We start from the raw sequence: 13219 nt of genomic DNA, 5'->3' as shown, positions 1-13219 counted from the left end.
GAGCGCGGGGACGACCCCGATGGGGCTGACCCGCGTCAGCGAGCTCAGCGGCGCCATCCTCGACGAGGTCGACCGCGCCGTCGTCGGCAAGCGCGAGGCGCTGACACTCGTGCTCGCGGGCATCCTCGCCGGTGGCCACGTGCTCATGGAGGACTTCCCCGGCCTCGGCAAGACGCTCGCGGCCCGCAGCTTCGCCCAGACGCTCGGCCTGGAGTTCAAGCGGGCCCAGTTCACCCCCGACCTGCTCCCGGGAGACATCACCGGCTCGTTCGTCTTCGACCAGCGCGAGCGCGAGTTCGTCTTCCGCCCGGGCCCCCTCTTCACCGGCCTGCTGCTCGCCGACGAGATCAACCGCACCCCGCCCAAGACCCAGGCCGCACTGCTCGAGGCGATGCAGGAGAAGCAGGTGACGGTCGAGGGCCGCACCTTCGGCCTCCCCCGGCCCTTCCACGTGCTCGCGACGGCCAACCCCGTCGAGTACGAGGGCACCTACCCGCTGCCCGAGGCCCAGCTGGACCGCTTCCTCATGCGCGTCTCGTTCGGCTACCCGAGCCTCGAGGAGGAGTGGCAGGTGCTCGCGAGCCGGATGGCGCGCCAGCAGGAGGAGCAGCAGCTGCCCGCCGTGGTCGGTGCCGACGAGCTGCTCGCGATGCAGGCCGCGGTCGAGGCGACGGTCGTCGACGAGTCGGTCGGCCGGTACTGCGTCGCGCTCGCGGCAGCGACGCGCACGCACGGTGACGTCCTCATGGGCGCCTCGCCCCGTGGCTCGCTCGGCCTGCTGCTGTGCTCGCGCGCCTACGCGGTCATCAACGGGCGCGACTACGTGACGCCGGAGGACGTCAAGGCGGTCGCCGTGCCGGTGCTCGCCCACCGCGTCACCGTCAAGCCGGAGCTGTGGATGAGCAACGTCAGCGGGGCGGCCGTCGTCAGCGGGTTGCTGCGCACCGTCCCGACGCCCTCGGCCCGTGAGGGCGTCCTCCCCCACGACGCGCACCGACGGCCATGACCGGCGAGACAGGGGCCGTGTCGGGCGATGTGGCGGGCGAGCTGGCCGTCGACGTGGCCCACGGGCGCCCCCTCGGGTCGTGGGCCCCGACGGCCGCGCACCAGCGCGCCATCGTCCTCGCGTCGGCGTTCGCCGTGGTCGGCGTCCTGAGCCGGCACGCCGACCTGCTCGTCCTCGCGACGCCGTTCGCGGTCGCCGCGGTGTGGGGCCACCTGGCGCGCCCGCGTGGGGAGGTCCGTGCCTCGGCCCACCTCCAGGCGTCGACGCTGCGCGAGGGCGAGGCGACCAACGTCCTCGTCAGCACAGAGCCGGCGCTGCACGACGCGCACGGCGTGGCGATGCTGGCCAGCGTGCCGTGGGTCGAGCGCAAGCCGTCGTCTGGCATCGTGCCGCTCGACGACGGCCGGGCCGTCGTCGCGATCCGGTCGACGCGGTGGGGGCGCCGACGCGTCGGCACCGTCAGCGTCGTGCTGTCGAGCTCGTGGGCCGCCTTCCGGATCGGCCCGACCGACCTGCCCGACCTCGAGATCGGCACCCTGCCGCTGCCCGCCCTCTTCGACGCGAGCGCCCCGACCCCGCACCCGCGCGGCGTCGTCGGGCTCAACCGCTCCAACCGGCCCGGCTCGGGCAGCGAGTTCAACACGATCCGCCGGTTCCACCCCGGCGACCGGCTGCGACGCATCCACTGGCCGGTGTCGATGCGCACCGGCACGCTCCACGTCACCTCGACCTACACCGACGAGGACGCGCACGTGTTCCTCCTCGTCGACGCCTTCAGCGACCTCGGTCCGCGCGAGGGCGTCGACGGGCGTCCGACGAGCCTCGACGTCACGGTCCGGGCCGCCGGCGCCATGAGCGAGCACTTCCTGTCCGGCAACGACCGCCTGACCCTGCGGACCGTCGGGGCGGCCAAGGTACCGACGCTGGGCGTGGGCTCGGGCATCAACCACCTGCGCCGCGTCCTCGAGACGCTCGCCTCGATCTCGCCGGCCACGGAGCGGCGCGACACCGGCGAGGCGGCCATCCGCGGCGTCGACGCGAACGCCCTGTGCCTCGTGCTGTCACCGCTCGTCGACCCGACGATGGTGATGCTCGCGCACACCCTGGCCTCGAGGGGGATGACGGTCGTCGTCGTCGACACCTTCCCGGAGCACCTGACCGACCCCTCGACCAACCCCTACGTATCGCTCGCCTGGCGGATCCGACTGCTGCAGAGGGAGGCCCAGGTTCAGGGTCTGCGGGGCCGCGGCGTGCCGGTCGTGGCCTGGCGCGGGCCGGGGTCCCTCGACCAGGTGCTGCGCGACATCGCCCGTCGCGCCCGTGCGCCGCGGCTGGCGAGGCGGTGACCGGGTGACCACCAGGACACGGCACTCGCGGTGGACGCTGCTGCTCGGCGGCCCGGAGTGGTCGACGAGCCAGCTCGGCCTCGCCGTCGCCCACGTCCTCGGCGCGCTCGTCTACCTCGTCTGCCTGTACCGCGCGTCGGGTGGCTTCGAGGGCCTCTACTGGGTGCTCGCCGTGGTCCCCCTGTTCACCCTGTCGTGGGCCGGGTCGGCGCTGCCGCTCGCCTACTGGGGGCTCATGCTCTTCGGCTGGTTCACGCTGACACCGGAGGGCTCGTTCTCGTGGTGGAGCCTGCCGGCCGCGGCCGGGGTCGCCGTCGGCCACGCCGCGGCGGCGCTCGGGGCCTCGGTGCCGCCGGCGACGCAGCTGGGCGGGCGTGAGCTGCTCCGCTGGGCGCGCTCGACCGGGCTCGCGGCTGCGGCAGCGCTGCCGGTGGGGGTGCTGGCCGGCCTGCTCGTCGGCCACGGGAGCGTCGTCGGCCCGGCCGCCCTCGTCATCGGGCTGGCCGGCCTCGCCGCGGCCGTCCTGATCCTGCGCACCGAGCCGCCGGCCGAGCGCGACTGACCCGTCGGGAAGGCGCCGGTCGGCGCGAGTTCAACACGCGTCGGTCAGGACGCGTCGGTCAGGACGCGTCGTGGACGGCGGCCCAGGGCACGTCCCAGCCGGCGAGGCGCAGCCGACGCGTCACGAACGCCTCGCGCGACAGCCCGACGACGCGTCCGACGGACGGCTCGTACACGTCGAGGCCGTCGCCGCCGGTGGGCGGCAGCGCCAGCACGACGTGCCGCGGCAGGGTGGGACTGCCGATGTAGAGGACGCCCGGGCGTCCGGGCCGCACCGACGCCACGAGGTCGTCGTAGGCCCGGCCGAGCCGCTCGCGAGAGCCGAGCCGGAACCACGCCACGTGCCACCGTGCCCCGGGGGCGCCGGCACCGAAGCGCAGCTCGTTGCGGGCTCCCCACGGCGAGGTGCCGAACGCGCGGGGCCAGGGCAGCTGCGGTCGCCCTCCCCCGCCGAACCAGCCGCCGGTGCGCCGGGCGACGACCTGCTCGTAGGCCGCGAACCGCGCGGTCTCCGAACCGGTGTCCATCGGGGCGGCCGGGTCGCGCGGGACACCGAGGCGGATCCACTGCGCGAAGGCCGGGTCGACGAGCATCCGGGCGACCGTGAGCGAGGCCGACCCGCACGTCGTCGAGGTCTGCTGCACCGGCACGGGATCGCCGGAGTGCAGGCGGAACGGTGCGACCACGGCTCAGCCTCCCGTCAGGACGGGTCGGATCCGGTGGAGGTGGGCACCGGCGTCAGGCGGACTCCTTGCGCGGACGCTTGGCCCGCGGCTCGGCCTCCCGCCGGACGATCGTCGGGTTGACGTTGTCGAGGACGACCTCGCGGCTCACGACGACGCGGGCGATGCCGTCGTCGCTCGGCACGTCGAACATCACGGGGAGGAGGACCTCCTCCATGATCGCGCGCAGGCCGCGGGCGCCGGTGCCGCGCAGCAGCGCCTGGTCCGCGACGGCCTCGAGGGCGTCGTCGCTGAACTCGAGCTCGACGCCGTCGATCTCGAACATCTTCTGGTACTGCTTGACGAGCGCGTTGCGCGGCGTCGTGAGGATGTTGACGAGGGCCTGCTGGTCGAGCGGCGCGAGCGTCGTCAGGACGGGCAGGCGGCCGATGAACTCGGGGATGAGGCCGAACTTGAGCAGGTCCTCGGGCATGACGTCCTGGAAGCTGTCGCCGAGGTCCTTCGGGTTGTGCAGCGGCTGGCCGAAGCCGAGGCCCTTGCGACCTGAGCGCGACTCGATGATCTTCTCGAGACCGGCGAACGCACCGCCGACGATGAACAGGACGTTCGTCGTGTCGATCTGGATGAACTCCTGGTGCGGGTGCTTGCGCCCGCCCTGCGGGGGCACCGACGCCGTCGTGCCCTCGAGGATCTTCAGGAGCGCCTGCTGCACGCCCTCGCCGGAGACGTCGCGCGTGATCGACGGGTTCTCGCTCTTGCGGGCGATCTTGTCGACCTCGTCGATGTAGATGATGCCCGTCTCGGCCTTCTTGACGTCGTAGTCGGCGGCCTGGATGAGCTTGAGGAGGATGTTCTCGACGTCCTCGCCGACGTAGCCGGCCTCGGTCAGCGCCGTGGCGTCGGCGATGGCGAAGGGCACGTTGAGCATCTTCGCGAGCGTCTGGGCCAGGTAGGTCTTGCCGGAGCCGGTCGGACCGATGAGCAGGATGTTGCTCTTGGCGATGTCGATGTGCTCGTCGTCGCGCTTGGGGCCCTCACCGGCCTGGATGCGCTTGTAGTGGTTGTAGACGGCGACGGCGAGGGCCTTCTTGGCGGTGTCCTGGCCGACGACGTAGTTCTGCAGGAAGTCGAAGATCTCACGCGGCTTGGGCAGGTGGTCGAGGCCCAGCTCGCTGTTCTCGGCGAGCTCCTCCTCGATGATCTCGTTGCAGAGGTCGATGCACTCGTCGCAGATGTACACCCCGGGCCCGGCGATGAGCTTCTTGACCTGCTTCTGGCTCTTTCCGCAGAACGAGCACTTGAGCAGGTCCCCGCCTTCTCCGATGCGTGCCACCGATTCGCTCCTGGTCGCTCGACCCCGGGTGCCGGATGCGCCCGAGCGTCCCCACTCCCCGCGGGTTCGCCTCTATTAGACGACGGAGGGGGGCGCCCTCGCTCGCGCAACGCCGTTTGTCCGCTGATGGCTGACAAACGACGCCCGTGTCAGTTGAACGGCGTTCGAGCCGAATCGACGCAGGTCAGCGGGCTGAGCGGCTCATCGCGACGCCTCGCGCGCGGGCCTCGACGCGCGCCCGACGCAACCCGCCGACGGCCGCGACCAGCAGCGCGAGGGCCAGCGCCGCGCCCATCAGGGCGAACACGACACCGGCCGGGCTCCACCCCGAGCCGAGGTCGACCGGCGCGTAGCCGGGCAGGGCGGTGGCCGCGTCGCCGTCTGCGGGGGCGTGCCCCGGCCCGGCCGCGGCCAGGATCCCCCGGGCGAGGTCGGAGTCGAGGCCCGGACCCGTGCCGCTCAGCGCGCACCCGTCGCCGACGAGCCTCCCCTCCTGGACGACCAGGGGCAGCACGTACACGCCCGTGCTCGGCATGGCGTCGCTGTCGGAGGCGACGTGGAGCACGCGAGGCGCCTGCCCCCGGTGGACGGTGGCCACCTCGACGGTCCACGACACCGGGTGCGGGCTGTAGGAGGCGCCGGGGTCGTCGACCTCGGTGATCCGCCCCACGACGATGACGTCGGCCCATGCGACCACCTCGGCCGCCACGGGCATGCCGCAGGACGCCGAGGCGTCGGCGACCGGTCCGCCGACACTCGCGCCGAGCAGCATCGCGGCCGCGAGCGCGACAGCGGCCAGGCGGCGGAGCCCGGCCGTGCGGCGTCGCTGCCCCACTGACACCCCTGTCATGTCCCGAGCCTGGCAGGTCCGCTGCTGTCCCACGCCCACCAGACCCCCGCCGTCGCCCGATCGTTGCGCCCGAACACCCCCGCGCCCGTGACACCGCAACAAGCGACCAACTGGCGCGATGTCGTGCCGGACGCGAAAGATCAGCCGCAACAAGCCACCACATGGCGGCGTGCTGAGGCTCGCGACATCTGAGAGGTGTGGATGAGCGGCTCGACTGGCCCCTCGCCTGCGCGAGCATCAGGCCATGTCCGGCACGCCTGCGCCACCTCGAGGCCCGTTCCGGGTCGCGACGACTACCGACGCCGTGACCGGGCGACGCCAGGTCGTCCCGCCACCGGGCGTCAGCGCCTGGGACCTGCGCTCCGGTCGCTACCGCCGGCTGCTCCGGGGCGTCTACGTGTCGGCGACGGTGCCGGTCACGCCGGTCGTCGCGGCCCGGGCGGGGCTCCTCGCCGCCGGCCCGGACGCCGTGGCCTCGCACCACACAGCCGCGCGGGTCTGGGGCGCCGTGGTCCCCGACGACGGGCTGGTCCACGTCACCGGACGCCCCCGTCTGCGTGGCGCCGGTCTCATGACGCACCGGCCCAAGCCCGGTCAGCGCGGCACGACGCGACGCGGCGTCCGAGTGACGACGCCCGCGTCGACATTCCTCGACCTCAGCGACGGGCTGGGACTCGTCGACCTCGTCGTCGCCGGTGACTCACTCGTCAAGGCCGGTGTCGCGACCCCGGCCCAGCTGGTCGAGGCGGCGACTGCCTACCGGGGCAAGTCCCGGCGGCTGGCACGTCGCGCAGCGTCGCTCGTACGGTCCGACGTCGACTCACCGATGGAGAGCCGCGTGCGGATGCTCATGGTGCTGGCCGGCCTTCCGGAGCCGGTGGTCGACCACCGCATCCGGTGGCCGGGCGGCCGGGTCCGTTTCCGCTTCGACCTGTCGTTCCCCGACGCACGGCTCGTCATCGAGTACGACGGCCGGCAGCACGCCGACTCCGACGAGCAGTGGGACAGCGACGTCGACCGCCGCGAGCGGATGGACGGCGACAAGTGGCGTCTCGTCATCGTCCGGTCCAAGGACGTCTACCGGACGCCGGCGCGCACCCTGAGCCGGATCACCGCGGCGATGCGCGACCAGGGCATGCGCGTGCCGCGACTGTCCGACGCGTGGCGGCTGCACTTCCCCAGCCTGCCGGAGGACGTCGCCGTCCCCGCCTGAACGACGCCACGTGGTTGCTTGTTGCGTTCCGCCGCGCCGACCGACCGCAACACGGCACCACGTGGTCGCTCGTTGCGGTGGGACGGCTGGACGGGGCAGGCGCGTCAGGCGGAGGTGAGGTCGCGGACGATCGCGACGTACTGCTCCTCGGCGGCCTCCGGGGCGGTGCCGGACAGCTTGGCCCACGCGTCGTACTTGGCCCGGCCGACCGGGTTCATCATCCCGGGACGGGACCCGCTCACGTCGCCCTCCGTGACCTGCTTGAACAGGCCGTAGAGCGTCAGCTTCACGTTGTTGCCCGGGTCGGTCGTCAGGCCCTTGACCGCCTCGACCGCCTGCTCGAACTCCGCACTCGCCATGTCTGCTCCTCCGATCGGCGCACCACCCGGACGCCACCCATCCAAGCAGGTACGAGAAGGGCCGGGTCCAGCCGGACCCGGCCCTTCTCGTCGACACACGTCGACACACACGTCGACACGCGTCGACGACGCGAAGCTCAGACCTCGAGCGAGGCCTTGCGCGAGGCGAGCACCTCGTCGATGAGGCCGTACTCCTTGGCGTCGGCCGCCCCGAGGATCTTGTCGCGCTCGATGTCGGTGCGAACCTGCTCGGAGGTGCGGCCGGTGTGGTGGGCCATGGTGTCCTCGAGCCAGGTGCGCATGCGCAGCACCTCGTTGGCCTGGATCTCGATGTCCGAGGCCTGGCCGTAGTCGCCGCCCGAGAGCGCCGGCTGGTGGATGAGGATGCGGGAGTTCGGCAGGGCGAACCGCTTGCCCGGCGCGCCGGCGCCGAGGAGCACGGCCGCGGCCGAGGCCGCCTGCCCGATGCAGAACGTCTGGATGTCGGGGCGGACGAACTGCATCGTGTCGTAGATCGCGGTCATCGCCGTGAACGAGCCACCGGGGCTGTTGATGTACATGAGGATGTCGCGGTCGGGGTCCAGCGACTCGAGCACGAGCAGCTGGGCGATGATGTCGTCGGCCGACGCGTCGTCGACCTGCACGCCGAGGAAGATGATGCGGTCCTCGAAGAGCTTGTTGTAGGGGTCGGAACGCTTCATCCCGTAGGAGGTGCGCTCCTCGAACTGCGGCAGGATGTAGCGGCTCGAGGGCTGCGCCACGGCGAGACGGTTCGTGGGTTCGATCATCATGGTCTTCTCCAAAGTCCTTGCAGCCGTGGTCAGTTGGCGTCCGGCTTGGCGTCGGCAGACCCGACGCCGCGCCCCTCGACGGCCTGGTCGGAGCGGCTGAAGACGTGGTCGACGAAGCCGTACTCCTTGGCCTCCTCCGCGCTGAACCAGCGGTCGCGGTCGGAGTCCTTCTCGATCTGGTCGACGGTCTGCCCCGTGTGCTCGGCGATGAGCTGGGCCATCTGCTTCTTGACGTAGAGCATCTGCTCGGCCTGGATCTTGATGTCCGTGGCCGTGCCGCCGATGCCGCCCGAGGGCTGGTGCATCATGACGCGGGCGTGCGGCGTGGCGTAGCGCTTGCCCTTCGTGCCGGCCGACAGGAGGAACTGGCCCATCGAGGCGGCCATGCCCATGGCGACGGTCGCGACGTCGTTGGGGATCCAGTTCATCGTGTCGAAGATGGCCATGCCGGCCGAGATCGAACCACCGGGGCTGTTGATGTAGAGCCAGATGTCCTTCTCGGGGTCCTCGGCCGACAGCAGCAGCAGCTGCGCGGCGATGGCGTTCGCGTTGTCGTCGCGCACGTCGGACCCGAGGAAGATGATCCGCTCCTTGAGCAGACGGTTGTAGATGTGGTCGTCGAGACCACCCGGCTGGCCGTTGCCGTTGGCGGAGATGTCCGAGTTCACCATGTCTCCATCGTCGAAGTTGTCCGGTCGCGGCGCCGCCCGTGGCCCCTCTGTCCGGGGTCCCGGTCCGGTCACCGGCCGGCTCGTCACTGACCCTAACGCGCGGCCCCCGGACCAGATTTCCCGATTCGGGTCCTGTTCGCCGTGAGCGCACAAACCTGAGCGCCCCCGGCGCAAGCCGGAGGCGCTCGGGTTCCTCGACGCGTGTCGGCGCGCCCCGACGCGTCACTCGTTCAGGCCGTTGTCCTGCCCGGACTCACCCGCGCCACTCGCCTGGTCGGCCCACTGCTCGGCCTGCTGGTCCGTCGCGTCCTGGGCGGCGTCGAGCGCCCCCTCGCGCGGCTCGGCGCTCGGGGTGCTGCCGTCGGCGTTGCCGCGCTCCACGTCCTCGTGGGTCGCCGCACCGGATGCGTCGGCCGGGCTGCCGTCCGAGGAGCCGCTCGTCGTCGCGGACGTCGTCGCCGACGTGCCCTCGCCGCCCGAGCCGTCGGGGCGCTCGCTGTTGATGTCGGTGTCGGTCAGGCCGGGTGCGAACTCGTCATGGGTGCTCATGACCGTCCCGTACCCAGACTGCCCGGGCGTGGGCGGCCCGGGGTATCACGAACGGCCGGCCCCGTGCGGGACCGGCCGTTCGTCACGAGGAAGCGGACGCGTCAGGCGTCTGCCTTCTCCTCGGTGGCCTCGGTGGCCTCGGTGGCCTCGGCGACGGGCGCCTCGTCCTCGTCACCCTCGGAGCCCGGGACGGCCTCGTTGAGGTCGACGGTGTTGCCGGCGGTGTCCTTGACGGAGACCTTCTCGAGGACCGTGGCGAGCGCCTTGCGGCGCGCGACCTCGGAGACCATCGCAGGGATCTGGCCGTCCTTGTCGATCTGCTGGGCGAAGGAGTTGGGGTCCATGCCGTACTGCTGCGAGCTCATGACGAGGAACTCGATGAGCTCCTGCTGCTGGACCTGGACCTCCTCCTTCTCGGCGATCGCGTCGAGGAGCAGCTGGGTGCGCAGGCCCTTGCGGGTGCTCTCGTCGACCTCGGCGCGGTGCTCGTCGTCCTCGAGACGCCCCTCGCCCTCGAGGTGGTTGTGGACCTCGGCCTCGACGACACCCTCGGGCACCGGGACCTCGACCTTCTCGAGCAGCGCGTCGAGGAGCTGGTCGCGGGCGGCGACGCCCTGGGCGAACTTCGCGTCGATCTCGGCCTTCTGGGCGAGGTCGGCCTTGAGGTCGTCGAGCGTGTCGAACTCCGAGGCCAGCTGGGCGAACTCGTCGTCGAGCTCGGGCAGCTCGCGCTCCTTCACGGCCGTGACCGTGACGGTGCACTCGGCGTCCTGGCCCTCCTGGTCGCCACCGGCGAGCGGGGCGGTGAAGGTCTTGGTCTCGTCGGCGCTCATGCCGACGAGGGCCTCGTCGAGGCCGTCGAGCATGTTCTTGCTGCCGACCTCGTAGGAGACGCCCTTGACCGCGTCGATCTCGTCGCCGTCGATCTCGGCGGACAGGTCGATGGAGACGAAGTCGCCGTCCTGGACGGCGCGCTCGACGCCCTTGAGGGTGCCGAAGCGGGCGCGGAGGTCGTCGAGGCGCTTGGTGACCTCGTCGTCGGAGACGGTGGCCTCGTCGACGGTCAGCTCGATGTCGGAGAAGTCGGGCAGCTCGATCTCGGGGCGCTTGTCGACCTCGGCGGTGAAGCTGAAGTCCTCGCCGTCCTTGGCCGGCACCTTGAGGTCGGTGATCTCGGGCTGGCCGAGCGGGCGGACCTCGTTCTCCTCGAGGGCCTGGCCGTAGAAGGTCGGGAGGGCGTTGTTGACGGCCTCCTCGAGGACGGCCGCACGGCCGACGCGCTGCTCGATGATGCGCGCGGGGACCTTGCCCTTGCGGAAGCCGGGGACCTGGATGTGCTCGCCGATGTGCTGGATGGCCGCATCGAGGCTCGGCTTGAGCTCCTCGAACGGGACCTCGACGGTCATCTTGACCCGGGTCGGGCTGAGGGTCTCGAGGGCACTCTTCACTGCGGGGTACTCCATCTTGGGCGGTTGGGGGGTCGGCGCGTGTTTCGACGGTGGCGCCGACGCTGGACAGGGAACCGACGCACCATGCTATAGGCCGCACGACGGATGGCTAAATGCGCCGACGGCAGCCCTCCTGCGCTCGCCTATGCTCGGGGCCCATGAGCGAGTCGCCGGCCCCGTCGCCCAGCCCGTCGGACCCGACGGGTCCGGTCCCTGCCAACACCCTCGGGACGCTGCGGACGGTCCAGATGGTCTCGGGCATGGTCGGCATCGGAGCGCTGATGCTCTCGGCGGTGCGCATCGCCGTCGACCCGGCCGCGCCGATGCCGTCGTGGCCTGCCGTGCTCGTCGTGCTCGTCGTGCTCGTCGGGTCGGCCGTGCTGGTGCGCCGGTTCGGCTACACCGTGCCGGCGCTGCCCCTCGGGCTGCCGCGCGAGAACGCCGAGACGACGAGCCTGCGGTACTTCACCTCGACGACGATCCTGCGGACCGCGTTCGCCGAGGCGCCGGTGCTCGTGGCCTTTGCCGTGTCGTTCGTCTTCACACCGCACACGTGGCTGACGCTGCTCATCGCCCTACCCGGCGGGCTGGCTCTCTTCTGGCTGCACGCGTGGCCCTCGCCGCGCACGGCCGCGGCCGTCGAGGCGGGTCTCGAGGCCGGCGGCGCGGAGTCCTACCTGTCCGAGGCGCTCGGCTTCCGCGCCGGCTGAGCCCGCCTGACGCGTCGTCCCCGAAGCGTCACTCCCGACGCGTCACTCGACGGTGCCCCCGCTGCGCCAGTAGTAGCCGTCGGCCCGGTCGAGGAAGCCCTCCTCGACGAGGTAGCGGCGCAGCGCCGCGACGTCGGGGTGGTAGGCCCGGAGCGTGTTGTTGACCTCGGTCTCCTCGTAGCGGCGACCGGGCTCGAACTGCTGGGCGAGAAGGTCGAGGACCACAAGCCGCTTGCGGATCTTCGTCGGGATCGCGGTGAGCGAGCCGTCGGGAGCGAGGAAGGCGCGAAGGACGGCGTCGCGGTCGCGGAGGGCGTCCTGGAGGTCGGGGCGGAACACGCGCCAACCGTAGGAGTCGCGCCCGGGGTGGTGCCACTGGCTTTCTGGAGCGGGCGACGAGAATCGAACTCGCGTAATCAGTTTGGAAGACTGAGGCTCTACCATTGAGCTACGCCCGCAGGAGCGCTGGTCGATGCCCGCGATCCGAGGCGCTAGCCTACTGGTTCGCGCCCCGTCCGCCGAATTCGACCCGCTGCCAGCGGGTTCGTCGCGTCCGCGGGCGCGAACGGGGCATGGCGCAGCTTGGTAGCGCGTCCGCTTTGGGAGCGGAAGGTCGCAGGTTCAAATCCTGTTGCCCCGACGTCACGAAAGGCCCGGCTGAAGCGACTCCGTCGCGTTCAGCCGGGCCTTTCGCTCGTCGGGGCACGAGGATGCCGGGAGGCCGAACCGCCGCGGCGAGGAACGAGCCGCGGCGGAGAGGCCGGCGTCCTGTTGCACCCGTCCTCATCGAGACTCGTGCTGGCAGGACCGAAGCCACCCGAGCCGGCCCTGAGCCCACAGCGGGCCTCGAGCAGGTGCGCAAGCACCGACCCGGCTCAGGCGGAAGCCAGCGGGAGCAGGTCGAGGCGCAGCTCGTTGATCGTGCGGCCGGCGCGCAGGCCCTTGGCCTCGAACCCGTCGCCGGGACGCCACGCGGGGCGCTCGACGCGTCGGGCGGTGAAGCGCGGGTGGGCGGCGACCTCGCCGAGGACGTGCTCGGCGTAGAAGTCCTGGTCGGTGGCGACGAGGACGTGGCCACCGGGCTTGAGGACGCGCGCGAGCAGGTCGAGGTTGGTCGGGCTGACGAAGCGTCGCTTGGTGTGCTTGAGCTTGCGCCACGGGTCGGGGAAGAACAGGTGGACGGCGTCGAGGACGGCGTCACCGACGCGCTCCTCGAGGAAGACGACCGCGTCGCCGACCTCGACCCGGAGGTTCGGCACGCCGGCCTTCTCGGCGTCGGCGAGCATGCGGGCGATGCCGGGGGTGTGCACGTCCATCGCGACCAGGTCGTGCTCGGGGTGCGTGGCGGCGTAGGCGATGGCGGCGTGGCCGTGGCCGCAGCCGATCTCGAGGACGACGGGGGCGCGGCGTCCGAACGCGACGGCGGCGTCGAACGGTCCGGGCGGCAAGGCCCGCGCGGGCGCCAGCTGCTCCATCCGCGAGAGGGTCAGCGTCGACAGACGCCCGCGGCGCACGAAGCTGCGCACGCGGGCCGCGCTGACGCCCTCGGGCAGGTCGGGCACGTCGTGCGTGTTGCGCCGCGCCGCGGGCACGGACGTGTCAGCCGCGTCGGACGCACCGGCCGCGTCGGGCCCGTCGGCGGAGGTCTGGTCGTCGGGCTGCTCGTCCACGCGGGCATCGTAGTGAGGCCCCGCCCCAA

At 72.0% G+C, this 13219-nt stretch carries 15 protein-coding genes and 2 tRNA genes; 6 read left to right on the top strand and 11 right to left on the bottom strand.

Going from position 1 to position 13219, the window contains the following annotated elements; genetic code table 11:
* Positions 1–19 precede the first annotated feature (19 nt).
* Genes RY076_RS15600 through RY076_RS15590 form a run of 3 tightly spaced genes read left to right on the top strand, consistent with a single transcriptional unit; the run spans position 20 to position 2914 of the window.
* Positions 20–1006: an AAA family ATPase gene (locus tag RY076_RS15600; protein ID WP_323099839.1), complete on the top strand. Its 987-nt coding sequence runs from the start codon at positions 20–22 to the stop codon at positions 1004–1006.
* Positions 1007–1023: 17 nt separating this feature from the next.
* Positions 1024–2352 carry a DUF58 domain-containing protein gene (locus RY076_RS15595; protein ID WP_323099683.1) on the top strand — a complete coding sequence of 443 codons (1329 nt, stop codon included), beginning with the start codon at positions 1024–1026 and terminating at the stop codon, positions 2350–2352.
* A gap of 4 nt (positions 2353–2356) precedes the next feature.
* The gene (locus tag RY076_RS15590; RefSeq protein WP_323099681.1) at positions 2357–2914 is read left to right on the top strand and encodes a hypothetical protein; all 558 of its coding nucleotides are present in this window, start codon (positions 2357–2359) and stop codon (positions 2912–2914) included.
* A gap of 58 nt (positions 2915–2972) precedes the next feature.
* Here the strand turns inward: RY076_RS15590 and RY076_RS15585 are convergent, their stop codons facing one another.
* From RY076_RS15585 to RY076_RS15575, 3 genes are all read right to left on the bottom strand, one after another.
* A complete protein-coding gene (locus RY076_RS15585) occupies positions 2973–3599 on the bottom strand; it encodes a hypothetical protein (protein ID WP_323099678.1) in 627 nt (208 codons plus the stop codon).
* 52 nt (positions 3600–3651) lie between these two features.
* On the bottom strand, positions 3652–4929 hold the full coding sequence (gene clpX / locus RY076_RS15580) for an ATP-dependent Clp protease ATP-binding subunit ClpX (RefSeq protein ID WP_323099676.1): 1278 nt from the start codon (positions 4927–4929) through the stop codon (positions 3652–3654).
* A gap of 184 nt (positions 4930–5113) precedes the next feature.
* Complete coding sequence (locus tag RY076_RS15575) at positions 5114–5779, bottom strand: hypothetical protein (protein ID WP_323099673.1); 666 nt, start codon at positions 5777–5779, stop codon at positions 5114–5116.
* A 244-nt stretch (positions 5780–6023) separates the two neighbouring features.
* Between RY076_RS15575 and RY076_RS15570 the strand changes: the two genes are divergently transcribed.
* The gene (locus tag RY076_RS15570) at positions 6024–6992 is read left to right on the top strand and encodes a hypothetical protein (protein ID WP_323099671.1); all 969 of its coding nucleotides are present in this window, start codon (positions 6024–6026) and stop codon (positions 6990–6992) included.
* A 104-nt stretch (positions 6993–7096) separates the two neighbouring features.
* On the opposite strand, the gene RY076_RS15565 is transcribed toward RY076_RS15570, so the two are convergent.
* The 5 genes from RY076_RS15565 to tig all read right to left on the bottom strand — a co-directional run bounded on the left by RY076_RS15565 (position 7097) and on the right by tig (position 10810).
* On the bottom strand, positions 7097–7351 hold the full coding sequence (locus tag RY076_RS15565) for an acyl-CoA-binding protein (RefSeq protein WP_323099668.1): 255 nt from the start codon (positions 7349–7351) through the stop codon (positions 7097–7099).
* 137 nt (positions 7352–7488) lie between these two features.
* Positions 7489–8142 (bottom strand): ATP-dependent Clp protease proteolytic subunit, encoded by a 654-nt coding sequence (locus RY076_RS15560; RefSeq protein ID WP_323099666.1) that lies wholly within the window; start codon positions 8140–8142, stop codon positions 7489–7491.
* A gap of 29 nt (positions 8143–8171) precedes the next feature.
* Complete coding sequence (locus tag RY076_RS15555) at positions 8172–8813, bottom strand: ATP-dependent Clp protease proteolytic subunit (protein WP_076259080.1); 642 nt, start codon at positions 8811–8813, stop codon at positions 8172–8174.
* Positions 8814–9035: 222 nt separating this feature from the next.
* Positions 9036–9362: a hypothetical protein gene (locus tag RY076_RS15550; RefSeq protein WP_323099663.1), complete on the bottom strand. Its 327-nt coding sequence runs from the start codon at positions 9360–9362 to the stop codon at positions 9036–9038.
* A 101-nt stretch (positions 9363–9463) separates the two neighbouring features.
* Positions 9464–10810: a trigger factor gene (gene tig / locus RY076_RS15545; RefSeq protein ID WP_323099837.1), complete on the bottom strand. Its 1347-nt coding sequence runs from the start codon at positions 10808–10810 to the stop codon at positions 9464–9466.
* 158 nt (positions 10811–10968) lie between these two features.
* On the opposite strand from tig, the gene RY076_RS15540 reads away from it, so the two are divergent.
* A complete protein-coding gene (locus RY076_RS15540) occupies positions 10969–11520 on the top strand; it encodes a hypothetical protein (RefSeq protein ID WP_323099660.1) in 552 nt (183 codons plus the stop codon).
* A gap of 42 nt (positions 11521–11562) precedes the next feature.
* On the opposite strand, the gene RY076_RS15535 is transcribed toward RY076_RS15540, so the two are convergent.
* The gene (locus tag RY076_RS15535) at positions 11563–11859 is read right to left on the bottom strand and encodes a DUF2087 domain-containing protein (RefSeq protein WP_323099656.1); all 297 of its coding nucleotides are present in this window, start codon (positions 11857–11859) and stop codon (positions 11563–11565) included.
* Between the two features lie 45 nt (positions 11860–11904).
* A tRNA-Gly gene (locus RY076_RS15530) sits at positions 11905–11978 on the bottom strand.
* A 108-nt stretch (positions 11979–12086) separates the two neighbouring features.
* Here RY076_RS15530 and RY076_RS15525 point away from each other — a divergent pair.
* Positions 12087–12160: transfer RNA gene (locus RY076_RS15525), tRNA-Pro, on the top strand.
* A gap of 235 nt (positions 12161–12395) precedes the next feature.
* Here the strand turns inward: RY076_RS15525 and trmB are convergent.
* Positions 12396–13190, bottom strand: a complete 795-nt coding sequence (gene trmB / locus RY076_RS15520; RefSeq protein WP_323099652.1) for a tRNA (guanosine(46)-N7)-methyltransferase TrmB — start codon at positions 13188–13190, stop codon at positions 12396–12398.
* Positions 13191–13219 lie beyond the last annotated feature (29 nt).

The sequence above is a fragment of the Intrasporangium zincisolvens genome (assembly GCF_034724055.1).
Classification (GTDB): Bacteria; Actinomycetota; Actinomycetes; order Actinomycetales; family Dermatophilaceae; genus Monashia; species Monashia zincisolvens.
This window is presented reverse-complemented; position numbering and strand designations above follow the sequence as displayed.

What these genes read in the sequence shown, in the direction of transcription:
- RY076_RS15600 (WP_323099839.1), top strand. Translation starts at nt 20, where the DNA reads ATGGGGCTGACCCGCGTCAGCGAGCTCAGCGGCGCCATCCTCGACGAG.
- RY076_RS15575 (WP_323099673.1), bottom strand. Translation starts at nt 5,779, where the DNA reads ATGACAGGGGTGTCAGTGGGGCAGCGACGCCGCACGGCCGGGCTCCGC.
- RY076_RS15570 (WP_323099671.1), top strand. Translation starts at nt 6,024, where the DNA reads ATGTCCGGCACGCCTGCGCCACCTCGAGGCCCGTTCCGGGTCGCGACG.
- RY076_RS15565 (WP_323099668.1), bottom strand. Translation starts at nt 7,351, where the DNA reads ATGGCGAGTGCGGAGTTCGAGCAGGCGGTCGAGGCGGTCAAGGGCCTG.
- RY076_RS15560 (WP_323099666.1), bottom strand. Translation starts at nt 8,142, where the DNA reads ATGATGATCGAACCCACGAACCGTCTCGCCGTGGCGCAGCCCTCGAGC.
- RY076_RS15555 (WP_076259080.1), bottom strand. Translation starts at nt 8,813, where the DNA reads ATGGTGAACTCGGACATCTCCGCCAACGGCAACGGCCAGCCGGGTGGT.
- RY076_RS15550 (WP_323099663.1), bottom strand. Translation starts at nt 9,362, where the DNA reads ATGAGCACCCATGACGAGTTCGCACCCGGCCTGACCGACACCGACATC.
- RY076_RS15540 (WP_323099660.1), top strand. Translation starts at nt 10,969, where the DNA reads ATGAGCGAGTCGCCGGCCCCGTCGCCCAGCCCGTCGGACCCGACGGGT.